General features: G+C 66.4%; 16 protein-coding genes and 1 riboswitch. Of the genes, 8 read left to right on the top strand and 8 right to left on the bottom strand.

Annotated elements, in window-relative coordinates; translation table 11 throughout:
- Positions 1-29 precede the first annotated feature (29 nt).
- The 3 genes from ACIGKQ_RS14460 (at position 30) to ACIGKQ_RS14450 (ending at position 2,869) form a co-directional block, all read left to right on the top strand.
- Positions 30-908 carry a bifunctional methylenetetrahydrofolate dehydrogenase/methenyltetrahydrofolate cyclohydrolase gene (locus tag ACIGKQ_RS14460; RefSeq protein ID WP_266059550.1) on the top strand — a complete coding sequence of 293 codons (879 nt, stop codon included), beginning with the start codon at positions 30-32 and terminating at the stop codon, positions 906-908.
- Positions 905-1,252: a DUF3017 domain-containing protein gene (locus ACIGKQ_RS14455; RefSeq protein ID WP_372475002.1), complete on the top strand. Its 348-nt coding sequence runs from the start codon at positions 905-907 to the stop codon at positions 1,250-1,252. The genes ACIGKQ_RS14460 and ACIGKQ_RS14455 overlap by 4 nt, the downstream gene beginning before the upstream one ends.
- Positions 1,253-1,372: 120 nt before the next feature.
- Positions 1,373-2,869 (top strand): Hsp70 family protein, encoded by a 1,497-nt coding sequence (locus tag ACIGKQ_RS14450; RefSeq protein ID WP_287016430.1) that lies wholly within the window; start codon positions 1,373-1,375, stop codon positions 2,867-2,869.
- A 38-nt stretch (positions 2,870-2,907) separates the two neighbouring features.
- On the opposite strand, the gene ACIGKQ_RS14445 is transcribed toward ACIGKQ_RS14450, so the two are convergent.
- Both ACIGKQ_RS14445 and ACIGKQ_RS14440 read right to left on the bottom strand, forming a co-directional pair.
- Positions 2,908-4,056, bottom strand: coding sequence for a homoserine O-acetyltransferase (locus tag ACIGKQ_RS14445; RefSeq protein ID WP_396574187.1), 1,149 nt, complete (start codon positions 4,054-4,056; stop codon positions 2,908-2,910).
- 75 nt (positions 4,057-4,131) lie between these two features.
- The gene (locus ACIGKQ_RS14440; protein ID WP_235723727.1) at positions 4,132-5,460 is read right to left on the bottom strand and encodes a bifunctional o-acetylhomoserine/o-acetylserine sulfhydrylase; all 1,329 of its coding nucleotides are present in this window, start codon (positions 5,458-5,460) and stop codon (positions 4,132-4,134) included.
- 61 nt (positions 5,461-5,521) lie between these two features.
- Positions 5,522-5,641: riboswitch (SAM riboswitch) on the bottom strand.
- 241 nt (positions 5,642-5,882) lie between these two features.
- Here ACIGKQ_RS14440 and ACIGKQ_RS14435 point away from each other — a divergent pair.
- Together ACIGKQ_RS14435 and ACIGKQ_RS14430 are read left to right on the top strand one after the other, a co-directional pair.
- Positions 5,883-7,748: a cutinase family protein gene (locus ACIGKQ_RS14435; protein WP_266059548.1), complete on the top strand. Its 1,866-nt coding sequence runs from the start codon at positions 5,883-5,885 to the stop codon at positions 7,746-7,748.
- A gap of 103 nt (positions 7,749-7,851) precedes the next feature.
- Positions 7,852-9,087 (top strand): MFS transporter, encoded by a 1,236-nt coding sequence (locus ACIGKQ_RS14430; protein WP_266059886.1) that lies wholly within the window; start codon positions 7,852-7,854, stop codon positions 9,085-9,087.
- Here ACIGKQ_RS14430 and bfr read toward each other — a convergent pair.
- A complete protein-coding gene (gene bfr, locus ACIGKQ_RS14425; protein WP_235723729.1) occupies positions 9,045-9,530 on the bottom strand; it encodes a bacterioferritin in 486 nt (161 codons plus the stop codon). The two genes, ACIGKQ_RS14430 and bfr, sit on opposite strands and share 43 nt — an antisense overlap.
- A 105-nt stretch (positions 9,531-9,635) precedes the next feature.
- A complete protein-coding gene (locus tag ACIGKQ_RS14420) occupies positions 9,636-9,818 on the bottom strand; it encodes a bacterioferritin-associated ferredoxin (protein WP_235723730.1) in 183 nt (60 codons plus the stop codon).
- 114 nt (positions 9,819-9,932) lie between these two features.
- On the opposite strand from ACIGKQ_RS14420, the gene ACIGKQ_RS14415 reads away from it, so the two are divergent.
- From ACIGKQ_RS14415 to ACIGKQ_RS14405, 3 genes are read left to right on the top strand one after another with little or no spacing between them, the layout of a single operon-like run.
- On the top strand, positions 9,933-10,769 hold the full coding sequence (locus tag ACIGKQ_RS14415; protein ID WP_235723731.1) for an exodeoxyribonuclease III: 837 nt from the start codon (positions 9,933-9,935) through the stop codon (positions 10,767-10,769).
- 28 nt (positions 10,770-10,797) lie between these two features.
- Complete coding sequence (gene trpS / locus ACIGKQ_RS14410) at positions 10,798-11,832, top strand: tryptophan--tRNA ligase (RefSeq protein ID WP_266059546.1); 1,035 nt, start codon at positions 10,798-10,800, stop codon at positions 11,830-11,832.
- A gap of 50 nt (positions 11,833-11,882) precedes the next feature.
- Complete coding sequence (locus ACIGKQ_RS14405; protein ID WP_235723733.1) at positions 11,883-12,935, top strand: YhjD/YihY/BrkB family envelope integrity protein; 1,053 nt, start codon at positions 11,883-11,885, stop codon at positions 12,933-12,935.
- A 3-nt stretch (positions 12,936-12,938) separates the two neighbouring features.
- Here the strand turns inward: ACIGKQ_RS14405 and ACIGKQ_RS14400 are convergent, their stop codons facing one another.
- The 4 genes from ACIGKQ_RS14400 to ACIGKQ_RS14385 all read right to left on the bottom strand — a co-directional run bounded on the left by ACIGKQ_RS14400 (position 12,939) and on the right by ACIGKQ_RS14385 (position 17,452).
- The gene (locus ACIGKQ_RS14400) at positions 12,939-14,162 is read right to left on the bottom strand and encodes a serine hydrolase (protein WP_372512286.1); all 1,224 of its coding nucleotides are present in this window, start codon (positions 14,160-14,162) and stop codon (positions 12,939-12,941) included.
- A gap of 408 nt (positions 14,163-14,570) precedes the next feature.
- Positions 14,571-15,590, bottom strand: a complete 1,020-nt coding sequence (locus tag ACIGKQ_RS14395; protein WP_235723734.1) for an adenosine deaminase — start codon at positions 15,588-15,590, stop codon at positions 14,571-14,573.
- Positions 15,591-15,593: 3 nt separating this feature from the next.
- Positions 15,594-16,991: an aspartate aminotransferase family protein gene (locus ACIGKQ_RS14390; protein WP_235723735.1), complete on the bottom strand. Its 1,398-nt coding sequence runs from the start codon at positions 16,989-16,991 to the stop codon at positions 15,594-15,596.
- Positions 16,988-17,452 carry an Lrp/AsnC family transcriptional regulator gene (locus ACIGKQ_RS14385; protein WP_235723736.1) on the bottom strand — a complete coding sequence of 155 codons (465 nt, stop codon included), beginning with the start codon at positions 17,450-17,452 and terminating at the stop codon, positions 16,988-16,990. The genes ACIGKQ_RS14390 and ACIGKQ_RS14385 overlap by 4 nt, the downstream gene beginning before the upstream one ends.
- Positions 17,453-17,751: the final 299 nt, after the last annotated feature.

Raw genomic sequence — 17,751 nt, 5'->3', positions numbered from 1 at the left:
CGCTAGTCGGAGTGGAACAATGGTCTCCCGTGACCGCGATACGACTAGACGGCAAGGCCACTCGCGACGAGATCTTCACCGACCTCGGAGCCCGCGTGGAGAAGTTGCGGGCCGCCGGCATCACCCCGGGCCTCGGCACGGTCCTCGTCGGTGACCACCCCGGATCGCAGTCGTATGTGAAGGGCAAGCACTCCGACTGCGCGCGGATCGGGGTGGCCTCGATCCGCAAGGACCTGCCGGCGGACGCGACAACCGAGGAACTCAACGCGGCCATCGACGATCTCAACGCCGATCCGGCATGTACCGGCTACATCGTGCAGTTGCCCTTGCCGCGGCACCTCGACGAGAACGCGGCACTCGAGCGGATCGATCCCGACAAGGACTCCGACGGTCTGCATCCCATCAACCTCGGGCGACTGGTTCTCGGCAAGGAGGCGACGCTGCCGTGTACGCCGCGCGGCGTCGTGCATCTGCTGCGGCGATACGACATCCCGATCGCCGGGGCGCGGGTCACCGTGATCGGGCGCGGCGTCACCATCGGTCGCCCGATCGGGCTGTTGCTGACCCGCCGCAGTGAGAACGCCACTGTCACGCTCTGTCACACCGGCACGCGTGACCTCGCGGCGGAAGTTGCCCGCGCCGACATCGTCGTGGCCGCCGCCGGCGTGCCGCACCTGATCACCGCGGACATGGTGAAGCCGGGTGCCGCCGTCATCGACGTGGGCGTCAGCCGCACGGATGCCGGACTCACCGGCGATGTGGCTCCCGACGTATGGGAGGTGGCCGGACACGTGTCGCCCAACCCCGGTGGCGTCGGGCCGCTGACTCGCGCGTTTTTGCTGGTCAATGTGGTGGAACGGGCAGAGGCGCAGCTGGCCGAACGGGCCCGGGTGGGAACGTCGGGGTGACGCCGGCCGACCGGGACCCTACGGCCCGCGGCTCCGTCACCAGGGTCCGGCGTGGCCGCAACGCAGCGCGGTTGCGCCGCTACCTGGTGCAGATTCCGTACTTCGTCGTGTTGCTCGGTCTGCTCGCCGCAGCGGTGCTCGTGTTGTTCGACCGCTGGCGTCGCGGCGCTTTCGTCTTCGGGTCGGTCTTGCTGCTCGGTGCCGTGTTACGTGCCTTCATTCCAACCTCAAGAGTGGGATTGTTGCAGGTCAGAAGTAAATTCTTTGACGTCGCCGTGATGGCGTCGGTGGGCTCGCTGATCTTGTGGCTGGCGACGTCCATCGATCCGTTGGGCACAGATTGATTACAATAGAGATCAACATGTGACCTGACGGCCCCCGACCGGGGACAACACAGCTGGAGAAAACGCATCACTTCGACGATCACCACCGATGACTCGACCACCGCCGACACCTACACGTCGATGGGTGTGTCCGCAGGCGAGGGCATGATCCATTTCGTCCTGCTCACCCGCGACGACGTGGGTCGCAACGTGGTCGACACCCGGGTCATCGACATCGATCGAAGCGACGGCCTCGACATGGCGGGTCGCGTGAACGCCGGCATCGACCTCATGCTCACCGCTGCCCGGGACGCCGGTCGGCGTGTCGGACCCATCGGCGTTGCAGCGCGCACCGCCAAGCAGCGGCGCGATCTGGCCTCGCGGGGCAGCGGTCCGCGTCGTCAGATCCATCTCGTCGACGAGGGCGACGCTGTGGTGGCCTATCTGTCGGCAAGCGGGCGAATCGACCGCTACGCGTCGGTCGTGGTGGCCGATTGCGGTGATACGGGGATGTCGCTCTACACCGTGGATCCGTCCTCGCAACGCATCTCGGCGCCGATGCGCTCGCGTGCGCTGGCCGGCCGTGACGTGGACCGGGCGCTCGTGGCCGAGCTGACCGCTGAAGACACCCACCGCGACAGTCACCTGGCGCGCGGCCGTCGCAGCGCACTCCTCGCGGCCTGCCGCGCCGCCAAAGAAGAGGTCACTCCGCACGGTGACGATTCGGTCGTGCTGGCCGAAGGCCGCGGTCATCCTCGCCTCACCAGCGCCGTGATGGAGCGGGCTCTCGCTCCGATGGTCGCCGAGGCCCGTGCGGTGATCACGCGCTATCTGTCCGAGAGTGCGGTGCGTGACGCCCGCCCGGAAGCCGTCGTGCTGGTCGGTGGCATCGCGAATCTGCCGGCCGTGCGTGCCATGCTCGACACGGCCCGCGTCGAGGTGGTGGTGCCCGACGCCCCGGAACTCGCGGCATCGGTCGGCGCGGCGATTGCGGCCCGGGCACAAACCTCGGCGGCAACCTCGCGATTGGCGTTCATCGGTGGGCGGCGCAACCGGGAATGGCTCTCGGCCACTCCGCTGGCGGTGGTGGGGGCGATCCTCGCGGCTGCGACGATGACGATCTATGCGGTGAGTTCATCGTTGGCGGGTCACAACGCCCCGGCGCCGTCACCGATACCGCCGGTCGCCACATCCATCGAGTCGGAGACGTCCACGACGACCGCCCAGACGTCGAGCACCACCACCGCCGCCGCACCGGCGCCGCGGACCCCGCAGCTCCAACCTGAACCGATGGTGCCGACGACGCAGCAGCCGCAACCGCGGTGGGACGAATCACCGGGATGGGCGACCACGGAACTGCCGCCGACCGCAGAGTCGGGCCCCGCCACGTCGACACCGACACGCACGCTGCTGCCGTATCCGCTGCCGTCGTTGCCGTGGCCGCCGGGCACCCGCCCCACCCCGACCCTGCCGGAGTTCATCCCACCGGGACTGCTGCCGCAGTCGTCCACGCAGGCGCCACCCGCGGCACCGGTGACGCCGACCACGACGACGCCGGCGCCGCGGCGCGCGGCTCCGGAGGATGCGGCGCCGGTGTCCACCACACCGACCACGACAACGCCGACCCCGGTCCGGTAGCGCCGATCAGGCCGACGGCCGTCGGGTCGGGTCGGGTCTCAGGCTCGGGCGATCTCGGCGGTGCGCTTGAGAAGGTCGCTGATCGCGTCGAATTCGGTCAGGAAACCGTCGTGACCGTTGTCGGAGTGCAGTACCTGCAGTCCGCCGACGCAGTTGCCGAGTTGCTCGGCGAGTTCTTCCTGCAGCCGTATCGGATACAGGCGGTCCGACGCGATCCCACCGACGATCACCGGAACCTGGCAGGCACCCAGGACGTCCTCGACGCGGCCCCGGTTGCGGCCGACGTCGTGATGGTTGAGCACCTCGCTGAGTACGACGTAGCTGCCGGCGTCGAAGCGTTGGGTCAGCTTGTCCGCCTGATGCTGCAGGTAACTGTCGGCGGAGTAGCGACCACCGTGCAGGGGTTGTTCGTCGGCCTGGGGATGGTTGGCGAAGCGACGATCGAGTTCCACCTCACCCCGATAGGTGAGATGGGCGATCCGCCGGGCCACACCCAGTCCGGCGGTGGGAGCACGGCCCGTGCGGTGATAATCGCCGTTCTGCCATGCGGGATCAGCCTGGATCGCGGCGATCTGAGTGGTCTGGGTGCCGATCTGATCGGCAGTCGCCCGGGCCCCGACCGCGAGCACCAGTGCGCTGCGCACCATCTCCGGATATTCGATGGCCCACTCGAGCGCCCGCGCGCCGCCCATCGACCCGCCGACCACCGAGCCGATTCCGGTGATCCCCAGGTGATCCATCAGGATTCGTTCGGCGCGAACCTGATCGAGCACCGTGATCTGCGGAAAGCGAGAGCCCCACGGCCGCCCGTCCGGGGCCGGCGATGCAGGTCCGGTGGAGCCGCGACATCCGCCGAGCACGTTGGCCGAGATGACACACCATTCGTCGGTGTCGATGGCGAGTCCGGGGCCGATCAGCCCGTCCCACCATCCAGCGGTCGGGTGCTCGTCGTCGGCGGGGCCGGTGACGTGTGAGTCACCGGTCAGCGCGTGCAGGGTGAGGATGACGTTGTCGCGGGTGGGCGACAATGTCCCCCAGCGCTGGAAGGCCAGGGTGACATCGTCGAGCCGTTGGCCGTTGTCGAGAGATACCGCACCGATGCGGACGCTGGACATCGCCCCGTCCGGCATCTGCTCCCAGTCGGGGCGATCAGCGGGCTGGGTTTGCGGTTCGATACTCACCGACACAATTCACTCACTCTTCGTCACACTCGATTGTCGACGCATTGGCCTGTTGTCACATGAATGCTCTTGTCCCACACATCACTTGGCAGCAGCAAACCCCAGTTCCAGGTCGGTGATGATGTCGTCGATGCCCTCGATACCCACTGCCAGCCGCACCAGACCGGGGGTGACGCCGGCGTCGATCTGCTCCTGCGGGGCCAGTTGGCTGTGGGTGGTGGAGGCGGGGTGGATCACCAGTGATCGCACATCACCGATGTTGGCCACGTGACTGTGCAACGTCAGTGCGTCCACGAACTTCTTGCCCGCATCCACGCCGCCGATGATCTCGAAACTGACGATGGCGCCCTGCCCCTTCGGCAGTAGCTTCTGGGCGCGGTCGTACCAGGGCGACGACGGTAGGCCCGCGTAGGCCACCGACTCCACCTGAGCGTGACCCTCCAGGAACTCGGCCACGCGACGTGCGTTGCTCACGTGGCGTTCGATGCGCAGACTCAGCGTCTCCAGTCCCTGCGCCAACAGGAAGGCATTGAACGGAGAAATCGCCGCGCCGGTGTCGCGCAGCCACTGAACTCTGGCCTTCAGGGCAAACGCCGGGGCACCGAGGTCGGCGAACACCGCACCGTGATAGCTGGGGTCCGGTGTGGTGAAGCCCGGGAAGAGATCGACGCCGTCGCGTTGTACCCGCCAGTCGAAGGTGCCGCCGTCCACGATGGCACCGCCGATCGCGGTGCCGTGGCCGCCTATGTATTTGGTGGCCGAGTGCACCACGATGTCCGCGCCGTGGGCGAGCGGGTTCAGCAGATACGGCGTCGCGACCGTGTTGTCGACGATCAGCGGCAGGCTGTTACGGTGCGCCACCTCGGCGATGCCCTCGATGTCGAGGATCTCGTTGTTCGGATTGGAGATGGTCTCACCGAACACCGCCCGGGTGTTGTCCTTGATGGCCGCCTGCCAGGAGTCCAGGTCCTCGGGATCATCGACGAAGGACACCTCGATGCCGAGCTTGGGCAACGTGTAGTGGAACAGGTTGAATGTGCCGCCGTAGAGCCGTGGGCTGGAGACCACGTGGCCACCGGTCTCGACGATGTTCAGGATGGAATACGTCTCGGCGGCCTGACCCGACGCGAGCAGGAGCGCGGCGACGCCACCTTCGAGCGCGGCGATTCGCTGTTCCACCGCATCCTGGGTGGGGTTCATGATCCGGGTGTAGATGTTGCCCGGTTCGGCGAGCCCGAAGAGATCAGCGGCGTGTTGGGTGTCGTTGAAGACGTACGACGTCGTCTGGTAAACGGGCAGTGCCCGTGCATTGGTAGTGGGATCCGCCGTCTGTCCGGCGTGGATCTGTTTGGTCTCGAAGCTCCAGTTCGACGTGGGATCGACGACGTCGGAGCCAGTGGAGTCAGACATGACCATGTCCTACTTTCTGCGGTCGGCAGGGTGCAACGACCCTGGTGGGGTCCGACCTTCGGACCCGCGCTTGCCTCGGAGTGCATCTGCATTCCTCAACCCGGTCATCACCCGGAGCACCCCACCGCGGTTGGAGGGTTGCCGATCAGCAAGCCGGGGCTTGACGCTGATGCTCATGACCTGGCGTCAAGGATATAGCACGCCCCTGCGCGGCTGAGAACCGTGTTGTTCGCGGTGATCGGAACACGCCTGGATCGGCAGGTCACAAACTGAGAACAACTGTCGTCCGAAAGGATGAACTTCGGCCGTAATGCGACTGAAACCCCAGGTGAGAGTCGTTAGTCTAACGAACGATGATGCGGTCTTTGAGATCGCGGATCTAGGCTGTCGCCAGCCCAGGCCCTGCGACGAGAAGAGATCTGATGCCTGCTCGGTGCCGTTCGGCACACCGGATGACGGTCGTGCTCGTTGCCATAGCGAGTGCTCTCGCGGTGGCTGCCGCGTACTGCCTTCCGGCCGGCGTGGCCCGGGCGGATTCGGACGACGACTACGACTGTGGTGCGGGCGCCGTGATCATCGTCGGCGGGACGAATGACCCGGACGCGGCGAACATGATCGGCGTCAAGCAACGCTTCAGCGGCACCGGAATCGATGACACGCCCGGGACCGCCGACGACGACCCGCGCTACGCGGACGCTCCCTACAAAGTGATCAACGCCGACTATCCGACGACCCTGTGGCCGCTCGGCGCTGCGGGCTACGACGACAGCGTCGCGCAGGGCAACGCCGCGACGAAGCAGGCGATCGCGCGCTACCAGTATCACTGTGACACGCCGGTGGTGGTCGCCGGCTACTCGCAGGGTGCGCGGGTGGCCGGCGACGTCCTCTCCGACATCGGCAACGACCGCGACGACAAGGTCGTACTGCTCGACGAGCACGGGAACCCGGAGCTCGACGACGAGGGCGAACCGATCGTCGTCGACATCAGTACCGACGACCTGTCCGGCGAGCTCTACGCCGATCCCCGGCGGGTGGGGGACAAGACCGGCCGTGGCATCGAACTCTCACTGATCGGCGTGATCCCCGGACTCACCATGAGCGGCGCCCGAGAGGGCTATGGCAACCGGGGTTTCGGTGAGCTCGAGGACTCCGTGGTTTCGGTCTGCGTCCAGGGCGACCCCATCTGCGACCTGCCCGACCCGCTATACGACCCCATCGGGACCGTCGACGGCCTGGTCGGCTATTTCACCAAGCACGGTCTGTACAACTGGCAGATGTATCGCGATCCCACCGAACCGGTATGGAACACGGGACGCGTGGTCGATTGCGGAGCCGACCAGACCGACTGCATCGCCGAGGCGGACTCGGCCATCATCGGCGTCATCCGCGATGGTGCCGAGACGATCGGGCTCGACGGTACGAGGATCCGCGATGTCCTCGCCGATCGGTGGACCGTCGATCTGCCCTATGGAATCGAGCTGTCCAACCTGCAGCCGGTGGTCCGCGTCGTCCAGGACGTCCTGCCGCCGCTGCCGAACGTCGGCTACGGCGGCTATCTTCCCGATCTGTTGGTGTTCGAGAAGATCCTCAATGGAGTGGTCGAACGGGCACCCGACGATGTCAAGGAGGGCGTCGCCGCCCTGGCCGCCAGCGCCAAGAGCATCGTGCTGATCCCCGCCAACTTCGTGAAGTACTGGGCCGGCGAGATCATCGGACCGCTGCCGACCCGCAGCACGGTCGTGGGTCCGCACGTCACGGAAGAGAGCGCCGACGATGCGCCCCGACAGGTCACCTTCTTGCGTGCGATGTCGCAGGTGACGGACATCGAGTCCGAGGCGGTGGGCCCCGAACGCTCGACGCCCTCGGAGTCCGGGGCCGTTACGTCGGCAGTGGCACCTGACTCGGGGCCTGAATCGTCACCGAGCGCTACGCCACCGAACGCTACGCCACCGAGCTGGCCGACGACGGCCGACAGCTCGACGACCACCTCGGTCCGCCCCACGCCGACGAGTCCGTCCACGACGGCCGACACCTCGCCCCCGTCTCCGACGACACCGCCCGCCTCCTCGTCGGGCACGGCTTCCTCGACGGCCGAGGTGCCGGCACCGATCGAGACGGACACGTCCGACCCGAACACCCCGACCGAGGAGAACACCGATCCAGACGACGGCGAGGGCGACAGCAGAACCGAGCCCGGCCCCGCGACGGGCGTGACCGGCACCGGATCGGGCTCCGGCTCGCCGAAGGTGGGTACGTCAGACGGCGACAGTCCGGAGGATGGCGAGTAGCCGCGCACCCGTGTGAACGAACTCACGCCCGGCTCGGGGAATCACGTCCGGGGAGGCCGTGGTTGGTGACGGAGTGTCTTCAGCCCCTGCCGATTCCGCAGCCCTGACCGTCGCCGACCGCGCGCCGGTTCCCCCGTCGGTGCGGCGGTGGGCCATCATCGCGCTGGCACTGGGCGGCTTCGGGATCGGTACCACCGAGTTCGTGGCGATGGGATTGTTGCCCAACATCGCCGGCACCCTGGGGATCAGTGAGCCCACCGCCGGTCACGTCATCTCGGCGTATGCCCTCGGGGTGGTGGTCGGAGCCCCGTTGATCGCTGCGCTCACTGCCCGCGTCCCGCGCCGGACCTTGCTCATCGGTCTCATGGTCGCGTTCACCGTCGGCAACCTCGTCACGGTGCTGGCACCGAGTTACGGCCTGTTGATGGCCGCGCGCTTTGTCGCCGGTCTGCCGCACGGCGCCTACTTCGGGGTGGCGGCTCTGGTCGCCGCGCACCTGGCCGGCCCGCGTGATCGTGCCAAGGCAGTGGGCAAGGTGATGCTCGGGTTGTCGGTGGCCAATGTCGCGGGTGTGCCGATGGCCACCTGGCTCGGTGAATCGCTGGGTTGGCGTTCGGCGTTCGCACTGGTGGTGGTCATCGGTCTGGCGACGATCGTGGCGCTGATGCGCAGCCTTCCGCCGCTGGCCGACATGCGGGTGACCAATCCCATGACCGAATTGGGCGCACTGGCCCGGCCGCAGGTGTGGTTCACCCTGCTGATCGGCGTGGTCGGGTTCGGCGGCATGTTCGCCTACTACACGTACTTGAACTCGGCGCTGACCACGGTGGCGGGTGTGCCGGTGTCGCTCGTACCGGTGGCGATGATGCTGTTCGGACTCGGCATGGTCAGCGGCAACATCGTCGGCGGCATTCTCGCCGACCGCAGCGTCCCGTTCGGCATCCTCGCCGGCCTCATCGCCACCTCGGTGTCCCTGGCGCTGTTCGCTTTGACCCTGCAGAACGCCTGGGCGGCAATGATCCTGAGCTACGCCATCGGTCTGTCGGGGGCATCGACGATCCCCGCACTACAGACCCGGCTGATGGACGTGGCCGACGACGCGCAGACGTTGGCGGCGGCGCTGAATCACTCCGCACTCAACATCGCCAATGCGACAGGCGCCTGGCTGGGCGGCCTCGTCATCGCCGCGGGGCACGGATACCGGGCGCCGTCGATGATGGGTGCGGGGCTGGCGGTCGCGGGGATCGCGGTGTTGGGCTTGGCGCTGTTCACCGGGCGACGCCGCGGGCCCCGACCTCAGTCGATGGTCGGGGGTGTGGCGACCGTCTTGGACAGGTAGAGCTGTTCGCCGATGCGGTCCATCAGCTCGAGCTGGGTCTCGAGATAGTCGATGTGGTGTTCTTCGTCGGCAAGGATGTCCTCGAGGATCTTCGCGCTGGTGATGTCGCCCTTCGAGCGACACATCGTGGCGCCCGGGCGGAGCCGTTCGACGACCTCCATCTCGATGGCCAGGTCGGACTCGAACTGCTCGCGCAGCGTCTGACCGATGCGCAGGGGAAGGATCTTCTGATAATTCGGCAGCGCCTCGAGGAACAGGATGCGATCGGTGAGGATCTCCGCGTGCTGCATCTCCTCGATGGACTCGGCGCGGGTTTTGCTCGCGATCTCGGTGAGGCCCCAGTTGGCCTGCATCTTGGAATGCAGGAAATACTGGTTGATGGCGGTCAGCTCGCTGGTGAGCTGTTCGTTGAGCAGTGCGATCACTTCGTCGTCGCCGCGCATGACCGTTCCTCCGTTCACAGTGGTGAAATGAACGTAGCACGCCGAAAAGCCCCACGTTCGGCATCTGAACGTGAGGTTGTGGATTCGGCCGTCACACGACGGTGATCATGCTGCGGTGGTCGCGGTGGCGGTCCTTTCGGAGACGATCTGTGCGAGTCGCTCGAGGCATGTGCCGCAACCTTCACCGGCGCCGCATCGTTCGCCGATGGCGTCCACGGACATGGCGCCCGCTGAGCAGTGCTCGTGGACTTCGTCCTCGGTCACTGCGCGGCATATGCAAACGAACATCGGTTTCACCTCGAATCGGATCAGTTAGGCAAGGATTACATAAAGCGCTACCCATGGCAAGGGTTGCCTTACCTTTGGTACGGACGCACCAATTTCGCCGGTACCCTCGTGGCCGTGTCACTTGCCATCACCACTGTCAACGTCAACGGAATCCGCGCGGCCGTGAAACACCGTTCGGAACGCAACCGCGGCCTGCATGCCTGGCTGGCCGGCACCGAGTCGGACATCGTGCTGATGCAGGAGATCCGAGCCGATGCCGAGCAGGCCCACGAGGCGTTGGCGCCGGCGCTTGCCGACGGTTGGCAACTGGAGATGAGCGACTCGGTCGTCAAGGGGCACGCCGGTGTGGGCATTCTCAGCCGCCTGCCGATCGAGGCGGTTCGCGTCGGCTTCGGTGATACCGAGTTCGATCCCACCGGCCGATACCTCGAGGCCGATCTCGACGGGCCGTTGGGTCCGATGACCGTCGCCAGTGTGTATCTGCCGAAGGGTGCGGCGGCGACGTCGGAACCCAAGGATGTGCAGAAGTACGACGAGAAGGTCCGATTTCTCGATGGCTTCGGTCGACACCTCGACCGGTTGGCGCGTCGGCAGCGCCATGTGGTGATCGGCGGTGACTGGAACATCGCGCACTCCGAGGCCGACATCAAGAACTGGAAAGGCAATCGCAAGAGTCCGGGCTTTCTGCCCCACGAGCGTTCCTGGGTCGGCGATCGGCTGGGTGCGGGATGGTCGGATGTGATGCGCGAGCTGACACCTGGGCAGGCGGGTCCGTATACGTGGTGGTCGTGGCGCGGCAAGGCCTTCGACAACGACTCGGGGTGGCGCATCGATTACCAGCTGGCCAATCGACGACTGGCCCGGCATGCGGTCAAGACATGGGTGGACCGCGCCGACGCCTATGACCTGCGCTGGTCGGATCATGCACCGATGACCGTCGTCTACGACTGACCCGAGGTCGTCTGAGACACTGGACGTCATGAGCAGTGACGTCCCAGGGTCAGGCGCCGCGCGGCCGCGCGTGTTGTCGGGTATCCAGCCGACCAGTGATTCCTTCCATCTCGGCAACTACCTCGGTGCCGTTCGGCAATGGGTTGCGCTGCAGGACGATTTCGAAGCCTTCTACTTCATCCCGGACATGCATGCCATCACCGTCGCCTATGAGCCCGCGGTACTGGCCGAGCGGACCCGGCGCAGCGTCGCCCAGTTGCTGGCGGTCGGCGTGGACCCGGCGCGGTCCACGATCTACGTGCAGTCCCACATTCCCGAGATCGCGCAGTTGACCTGGGTGCTGTCCTGCATCACCGGTTTCGGTGAGGCCAGCCGGATGACGCAGTTCAAGGACAAGTCGGCCAAGCAGGGTGTCGACGCCGCCGGCGTCGGGCTGTTCACCTATCCGATTCTGATGGCCGCCGACATCCTGGCCTTCGACGTCGACCGCGTGCCGGTCGGCGAGGATCAGCGTCAGCACCTCGAACTTGCGCGAAACCTCGCGCAGCGCTTCAACTCTCGTTTCGGCAAGGTCCTCAAGGTGCCCGAGGCGCATATCGTGCGCGAATTCGCCAAGATCTACGACCTGCAGAACCCGACCGCGAAGATGAGCAAGTCGGCGGAGTCCGACCGCGGCCTGATCAATCTGCTCGACGAGCCCAAGCGCTCGGCGAAGAAGATCCGCTCCGCGGTCACCGACACCGACACCGAGATCCGGTTCGATCCGGACACCAAGCCCGGGGTGAGCAACCTGCTGACCATCCAGTCGGCGCTCGGTGGCACTCCGGTGGATGTCCTGGTCGACAAGTATCAGGGCAAGGGATACGGCGATCTCAAGGTCGACACCGCCGACGTGCTGACCGAGTTCGTGACCCCGCTACGGGGCCGGGTGGCCGAGTACATGGACGATCCGGCCGAACTCGACGTGACCCTCGCGAGCGGAGCCGAACGCGCGCGGTCGGTCGCTTCGGCGACACTTGCGGCCGTCTATGACAAAGTGGGTTTCCTGGCACCCGGCGGGTGATCAGTCACCGACCGGGCTGACCCCGCAACCCGACCGAGGAGGCGGCGCAGGTGAGTTCGGTGGTTGATTCGGCCAAAGGGACCGTGGAGCGTGCGAAGAGCGGATTCGCCGCCGCCCGGGAGAGATGGACCTGGCTCGAACACGTCATCCAGACGGTGCAGCGCTACAACGATCGCCGGGGCAACCTCTACGCTGCTTCGATCAGCTTCAACGGCATCTTGGCGTTGGTCCCGATCGTGATGGTGGTTTTCGCGATCGCCGGTTTCGTTTTGGCCAGTCAGCCCGACCTGCTCGACGACCTGCAACGGGCCGTGGTGGAGAACATGCCCGAAGGGCTGGGTGATCAGGTCAGCGATCTCATCGACTCCGCGGTCGACCAACGCGCCGCTGTCGGCATCGTCGGTCTGGTCGGCGCCGCGTTCACCGGCATCGGTTGGATCTCCGGGGTGCGCACCGGCATGACCGAGATGTGGGGCGGACGAGTCAACCGCAACCCGGTGATGTCCAAGGTGTGGGATCTGGTGACCTTCGCCCTGCTGGGCATCGCCTTCGCGGGGACGATGGCGATCACCGCGCTGGGGAACTCGGGGCTGACCACCGAGGTTCTGTCCTGGGTCGGGCTCGACGACGCGGCGTGGGCGCCGGCCGTCGTTCGCACGGTTGCGATCGTGGTGTCGGTATTGGCGAGTTGGTTGCTGTTCACCTTCGTGATGTCGCGACTTCCTCTGGTGCAGTTACCATTTCGCAACACGATGAAGGCCGGTCTGCTCACCGCGATCGCCTTCGAGATCGTCAAGACGGTCGGCGGCATATACTTGGAGTCGGTGCTGAACGGGCCCGCCGGAGTGACGTTCGGTCCCATCATCGGCCTGCTGGTCTTCGCGTACCTGGCCTCGCGGATCGTGTTGTACGCCGCCGCCTGGTGTGCCACCGACGTGGCCAACGAGCCGTATCAGGTGACCGAGGAGGACGAGACACCGGCGCCGGTGCTGGTCTCGCCGAACTATCAGGTCAGCCCGGCACCGCGACCGACGACGCTGGTGGCGGTGGCGGGGATCGGTGCTGCCGCAAGCGCCGTCGTCGGTTGGCTGATGCGACGCTGAGTATCACCTCTTGGCGAACAGGCGTATCGCGAGGAGCGCCAACAGCACTGCCACGAGCGCGGCAACGAGACCGATCAGGATGCGGACCGACCAGCCTGCCGGATGGTCGGGTCCGGTCGCGGTGACTGTCCGCGGCGATGCGGTCGGGGTGGTGGTCGGAGTGGACGTTCGTGTCCCAGTGGCGGCAGAGTCGGCCACGGGGGTTGTCAGCGTGCCGATCTCGACGTTCGCAGGTGTCCGGAATCCGTAGTCGAACAATGCTTTCGTCTGGTCCCAGTACGAATTGGTGCCGACGGTCAGGCCGAACATCTCCACAACGAGGATTCGTCGTCCGTCCCGCTCGGTGACGCCCACATACGTCTTGCGGGCATCGTCGGTGTAGCCGGTTTTGCCGCCGATCATGCCCGGATATCCCTCGAGCAGAAGGTGGTTGGACGTCTGCATCAGATACGCGGGATGATCCTTGTCGCCCGGGACATCGGGACGCTTCGGGTAACCGGGAAACCGGTAGCTCTCGAGCGCGACGATCGACTGGAACGTGGTGTCGGTCATCGCCTCCCGAAGGATCACCGCGAGGTCGTACGGCGACGACGACATTCCTGGCGCGTCCAACCCAGACGGTGACGCCGCACGGGTGTCGAGCGCACCGAGCGCCTGCGCCTTGGCGTTCATCTTCGCGAGCGTCTCCTCGACGCCACCCAGTTGACGGGCGAGCGCGTTGGCGCAGTCGTTGCCCGAGACGACGAGCAGGCCGGTGAGCAGGTCGCGATTGGAGTAGTGGCCACCCGGGCCCATCCCGCAGGAGTCGCCTTCGGTGCTCCATTCCGCCACGGTGGGCGTGATGACGGCGTCGAGGTCGAGCTCGTCGAGGACGACCAGGGCCAGGAGCACCTTGATCGTCGAGGCCGGCCGGTACCGACCGTGGGGGTCCTTGGCGGCGAGTACCGCTCCCGAGTCGAGGTCGGCGACCAACCAACCGGCCGACGTTAGCGCGGGCGGGATGGGTCCGGCGATCGGATCGGCGACGACACCGCAGTGCGCGAGTTGTTCACCGCCCACGGACGTCGCAGGCACCGGCAGCGGTGTGGGGGTCGGTGAACCGGGTGCGACCACCTCGGACTCGTCCACCGGAGGCGGGGTGCCCACCCGATAGGGGCAGTGATCGGTGATCGGGGTCGTCGGCATCGGAGCGGCGGCGGCCGGCCCGAACGTCCCGCCGGTCATCATCAGGCACACTGCCGCGGCGAAGGCCGCGGCCAGACGCTTGCCGACACCCGCCGGCCTCCCCTCCGTCACCGGCAGGAGCCTACCAGCGGCCGCCTATCTGCTGATGGCGTCGGGTGGCGAGTTCTGGCGGGACGTCGTGGGTTGAGTAGGTCGAGGCGCTAGCCGCGGCCGAATCGAAACCTGGTTGGCCGGGGTCTCGATACGCTGCCTCGCCCAGGGGCTCGGCGGCTACTCGACCAGCGGTTTGTGGCCGGTGGTGGGGTGGCGTGGCGGTTACTCGACCGGCGGTTTGTGGCCGGTGGTGGGGTGGCGTGGCGGTTACTCGACCGGCGGTTTGTGGCCGGTGGTGGGGTGGCGTGGCGGCTACTCGACCAGCGGTTTGTGGCCGGTGGTGGGGTGGCGTGGCGGTTACTCGACCGGCGGTGGGTGGCCGGCTGCCAGCCACTCGTCGATCTGGGCGAGCACCGTGTCTCGGCGCTCCTGTGGTAGGAAACTCGCGGTCACCGAGTTGCGGGCCAGCTGGGCGAGTGTGTCGTCGGTCAAGGCGAACTGTTCGGCGACGGCGAGGAAGTTGTCGTCGACGTGGCCGCCGAAATATGCGGGATCGTCGGAGTTGATGGTCACCACGACGCCTGCCTCGATCAGGTGCGGCAACGGATGCGATGCGAGATCTGCGACCGTGCGCAGCCGCACATTCGACAACGGACACACCGTCAGCGGAATGCGGTGGGCCGCGAGCTGGGCCATCACACCTGGATCGTCGACGCTGCGGATGCCATGGTCGACGCGGTGCACCGCCAGTTCCTCGATCGCCTCGCGCACCGATTCCGGACCTGACTCCTCGCCGGCATGGGCCACCCGTCGCAGGCCGAGCGCGGCTGCCCGCGCGAACACTTCGGCGAACGGCGCGGCGGGATTACCGATCTCGGCCGAATCGAGGCCCACGCCGACGATCGGCGCGGACATGTCCACGAGCTCGTCGAGTACCGCCGACGCTTCGGCGACCGGCCGGTCACGCAGAAAACAGGCGATGAGATCGGTGGTGACACCGAACTCCGCCCGCGCATCATCGAACCCGTCGACGAGTCCGCCGACGACGTCGTGCAGTGGCACGCCACGTGAGCGGTGGGCCTGCGGGTCGAAGAACACCTCCGCGTGCACGACTCCGGCCAGGTGCGCCCGCGCGCCGTATTCGTATGCGAGGCGGGCGAAGTCGTGGCGGCGACGGAGCACATCGAGGTTGGCGTAGTAGATGTCGAGGAACGATGACAGGTCGGCGAACACGTAGCGCTCACGTAGTACCTCGGCATCGGGATACGGCAGTTCGATGCCCTGATCGTGCGCGAGTTCCACTACGAGATCGGGCTCCAACGTGCCCTCGATGTGCACGTGCAGCTCGACCTTGGGTAGTTCGCGAATCCGGGACATGCTCTACAGGAGCGTATATGCCTCAGTGAGTACCGAGCGCAAGATCTGCTCCATCTCGTCGAACTCCGCTTGACCGGCGATCAGTGGGGGAGCGAGCTGCACAACCGGGTCGCCGCGGTCATCGGCGCGACAGTACAGCCCCGCGTCGAATAGGGCCGAGGACAGAAATCCGCGCAGGATGCGTTCGGACTCGACGGCGGTGAACGTCTCCTTGGTGGCCTTGTCCTTGACGAGTTCGATCCCGTAGAAATACCCCGCGCCGCGGACGTCACCGACGATCGGCAGGTCACCGAGCCGCTCCAGGGTCGCCCGGAACGAAGCAGCGTTGTTCTTGACGTGGTCGTTGAGGTGCTCCCGCTCGAAGATGTCGAGGTTGGCCAGCGCCACCGCAGCCGAAACGGGGTGACCGCCGAAGGTGTAACCGTGCGGGAAACTGGTGGTGCCGTCGCGGAACGGTTCGAACAGTCGATCGCTGGCGATCATCGCGCCGATCGGCGAGTAACCCGAGGTCATTCCCTTGGCGCAGGTGATGATGTCGGGGACGTAGCCGAAGTCGTCGCAGGCAAACATCGACCCGATGCGGCCGAACGCGCAGATCACCTCGTCGGAGACCAGCAGCACGTCGTAGGTGTCGCAGATCTCGCGGACCCGATCGAAGTATCCCGGTGGCGGTGGGAAGCAGCCGCCGGCGTTCTGGACCGGCTCAAGGAACACAGCGGCCACGGTGTCCGGGCCCTCGAACTCGATGGCCTCGGCGATGCGGTCGGCTGCCCACCGACCGAACTTCTTCGGATCGGCGGCCAACTCGCCGGTACCGAAGGGATCCGGCGCGCGGTAGATGTTGGTGTTGGGTACCCGGAACGCGCCCGGCGTCAGCGGTTCGAACGCCTCCTTGAGCGCGGGCACACCGGTGATAGCGAGTGCGCCCTGTGGCGTGCCGTGGTAGGCCACCGAGCGCGAGATCACCTTGTGTTTGCCCGGTTTGCCGGTGAGCTTGAAGTACTGCTTGGCCAGCTTCCACGCGCTCTCCACGGCCTCGCCGCCACCCGTGGTGAAGAACACGCGATTGAGGTCGCCGGGTGCATGAGCGGCGAGCCGTTCGGCGAGTTCGATCGCCGGCGGGGTCGCGTAGGACCAGAGTGGGAAGAACGCCAGGTCCTTGGCCTGCCGCGCGGCGGCCTCGGCGAGCTCGTCTCGGCCGTGCCCCACCTGGACGACGAAGAGGCCGGCCAGGCCATCGAGGTAACTCCGGCCGCGGTCGTCGAAGATCCGCACTCCCTCACCGCGGGTGATGACCGGTGGCCGGATCGCGTCGCCGTGCCTGGCGAAATGTCCCCACAGGTGTGCGGCGCTGCGGTCGCCGAGCGACAGGGTGGCGGTGGGCTCGTCGGCCATGCTCATCGGGTTCCCCAATTGTATTGCTGTTTCACGAGTTTGAGATAGACAAGGGTCTCCGTGGCGTTGACCTCAGGGTGGGCTCGGACGTGTCGGTTCAGAATCTGCAGCAGGTGGTCGTCGTCCTCGCAGACCACTTCGATGAGGATGTCGAACGAGCCTGCTGTGAGCACCACGTAGTCGATCTCCGGACGGGTGGCGAATTGCTCTGCCAATGCTTCGGTGTCGCCGGTACACCGGACGCCGATCAGGGCTTGCCGGGAGAAGCCGAGGGTGAGCGGGTCGGTGACCGCGACCACCTGCAGCAGCCCGCTCTCGGTCAACTTCTGGACGCGGTTGCGAACAGCGGCCTCCGACAGGCCCACTGCTTTGCCGATCGATGCATACGAGGCGCGGCCGTCGGCTTGCAGCTGTTCGATAATTCTCTTCGCGGTGTCGTCGAGTGTGGGGAGAGCGGATTCGGCCACACCTACGATCCTGGCGGATTCAGTAGTAGAAAGCAACAGATCTCACGGAATTCGTAGTCCTCTGCGCCTTGCGACAAGCGATTCTGTCTTTGGAGCGCCCCGAACCGTGTTGTCAGCTCATGTGGACGGCCGGGCATCGGGTCCGCAGTACGCCGTGGCATGTTGCCCCGAATGTGCGGTCTTCTCCCGAACCTTCACCGCGTTTGACGAGGCTCAAGAAAGTTCCCCAGGTGTGCTCACTGAAATTCCCCACCTGTGGGCGGCTTCTACTGTAGCGACCTTCGGGTGGGGGCGGTGGC

Origin of the sequence: Gordonia sp. NPDC062954 (genome assembly GCF_044543825.1) — a bacterium.
GTDB lineage: Bacteria > Actinomycetota > Actinomycetes > Mycobacteriales > Mycobacteriaceae > Gordonia > Gordonia tangerina.
Note: the sequence above shows the minus strand (reverse complement) of the source record. Positions and strands in the feature narration are given on the sequence as shown.

What these genes read in the sequence shown, in the direction of transcription:
- ACIGKQ_RS14450 (WP_287016430.1), top strand. Translation starts at nt 1,373, where the DNA reads ATGGGTGTGTCCGCAGGCGAGGGCATGATCCATTTCGTCCTGCTCACC.
- ACIGKQ_RS14440 (WP_235723727.1), bottom strand. Translation starts at nt 5,460, where the DNA reads ATGTCTGACTCCACTGGCTCCGACGTCGTCGATCCCACGTCGAACTGG.
- ACIGKQ_RS14435 (WP_266059548.1), top strand. Translation starts at nt 5,883, where the DNA reads ATGCCTGCTCGGTGCCGTTCGGCACACCGGATGACGGTCGTGCTCGTT.
- bfr (WP_235723729.1), bottom strand. Translation starts at nt 9,530, where the DNA reads ATGCGCGGCGACGACGAAGTGATCGCACTGCTCAACGAACAGCTCACC.
- ACIGKQ_RS14420 (WP_235723730.1), bottom strand. Translation starts at nt 9,818, where the DNA reads ATGTTCGTTTGCATATGCCGCGCAGTGACCGAGGACGAAGTCCACGAG.
- trpS (WP_266059546.1), top strand. Translation starts at nt 10,798, where the DNA reads ATGAGCAGTGACGTCCCAGGGTCAGGCGCCGCGCGGCCGCGCGTGTTG.
- ACIGKQ_RS14400 (WP_372512286.1), bottom strand. Translation starts at nt 14,162, where the DNA reads ATGATGACCGGCGGGACGTTCGGGCCGGCCGCCGCCGCTCCGATGCCG.
- ACIGKQ_RS14395 (WP_235723734.1), bottom strand. Translation starts at nt 15,590, where the DNA reads ATGTCCCGGATTCGCGAACTACCCAAGGTCGAGCTGCACGTGCACATC.
- ACIGKQ_RS14390 (WP_235723735.1), bottom strand. Translation starts at nt 16,991, where the DNA reads ATGAGCATGGCCGACGAGCCCACCGCCACCCTGTCGCTCGGCGACCGC.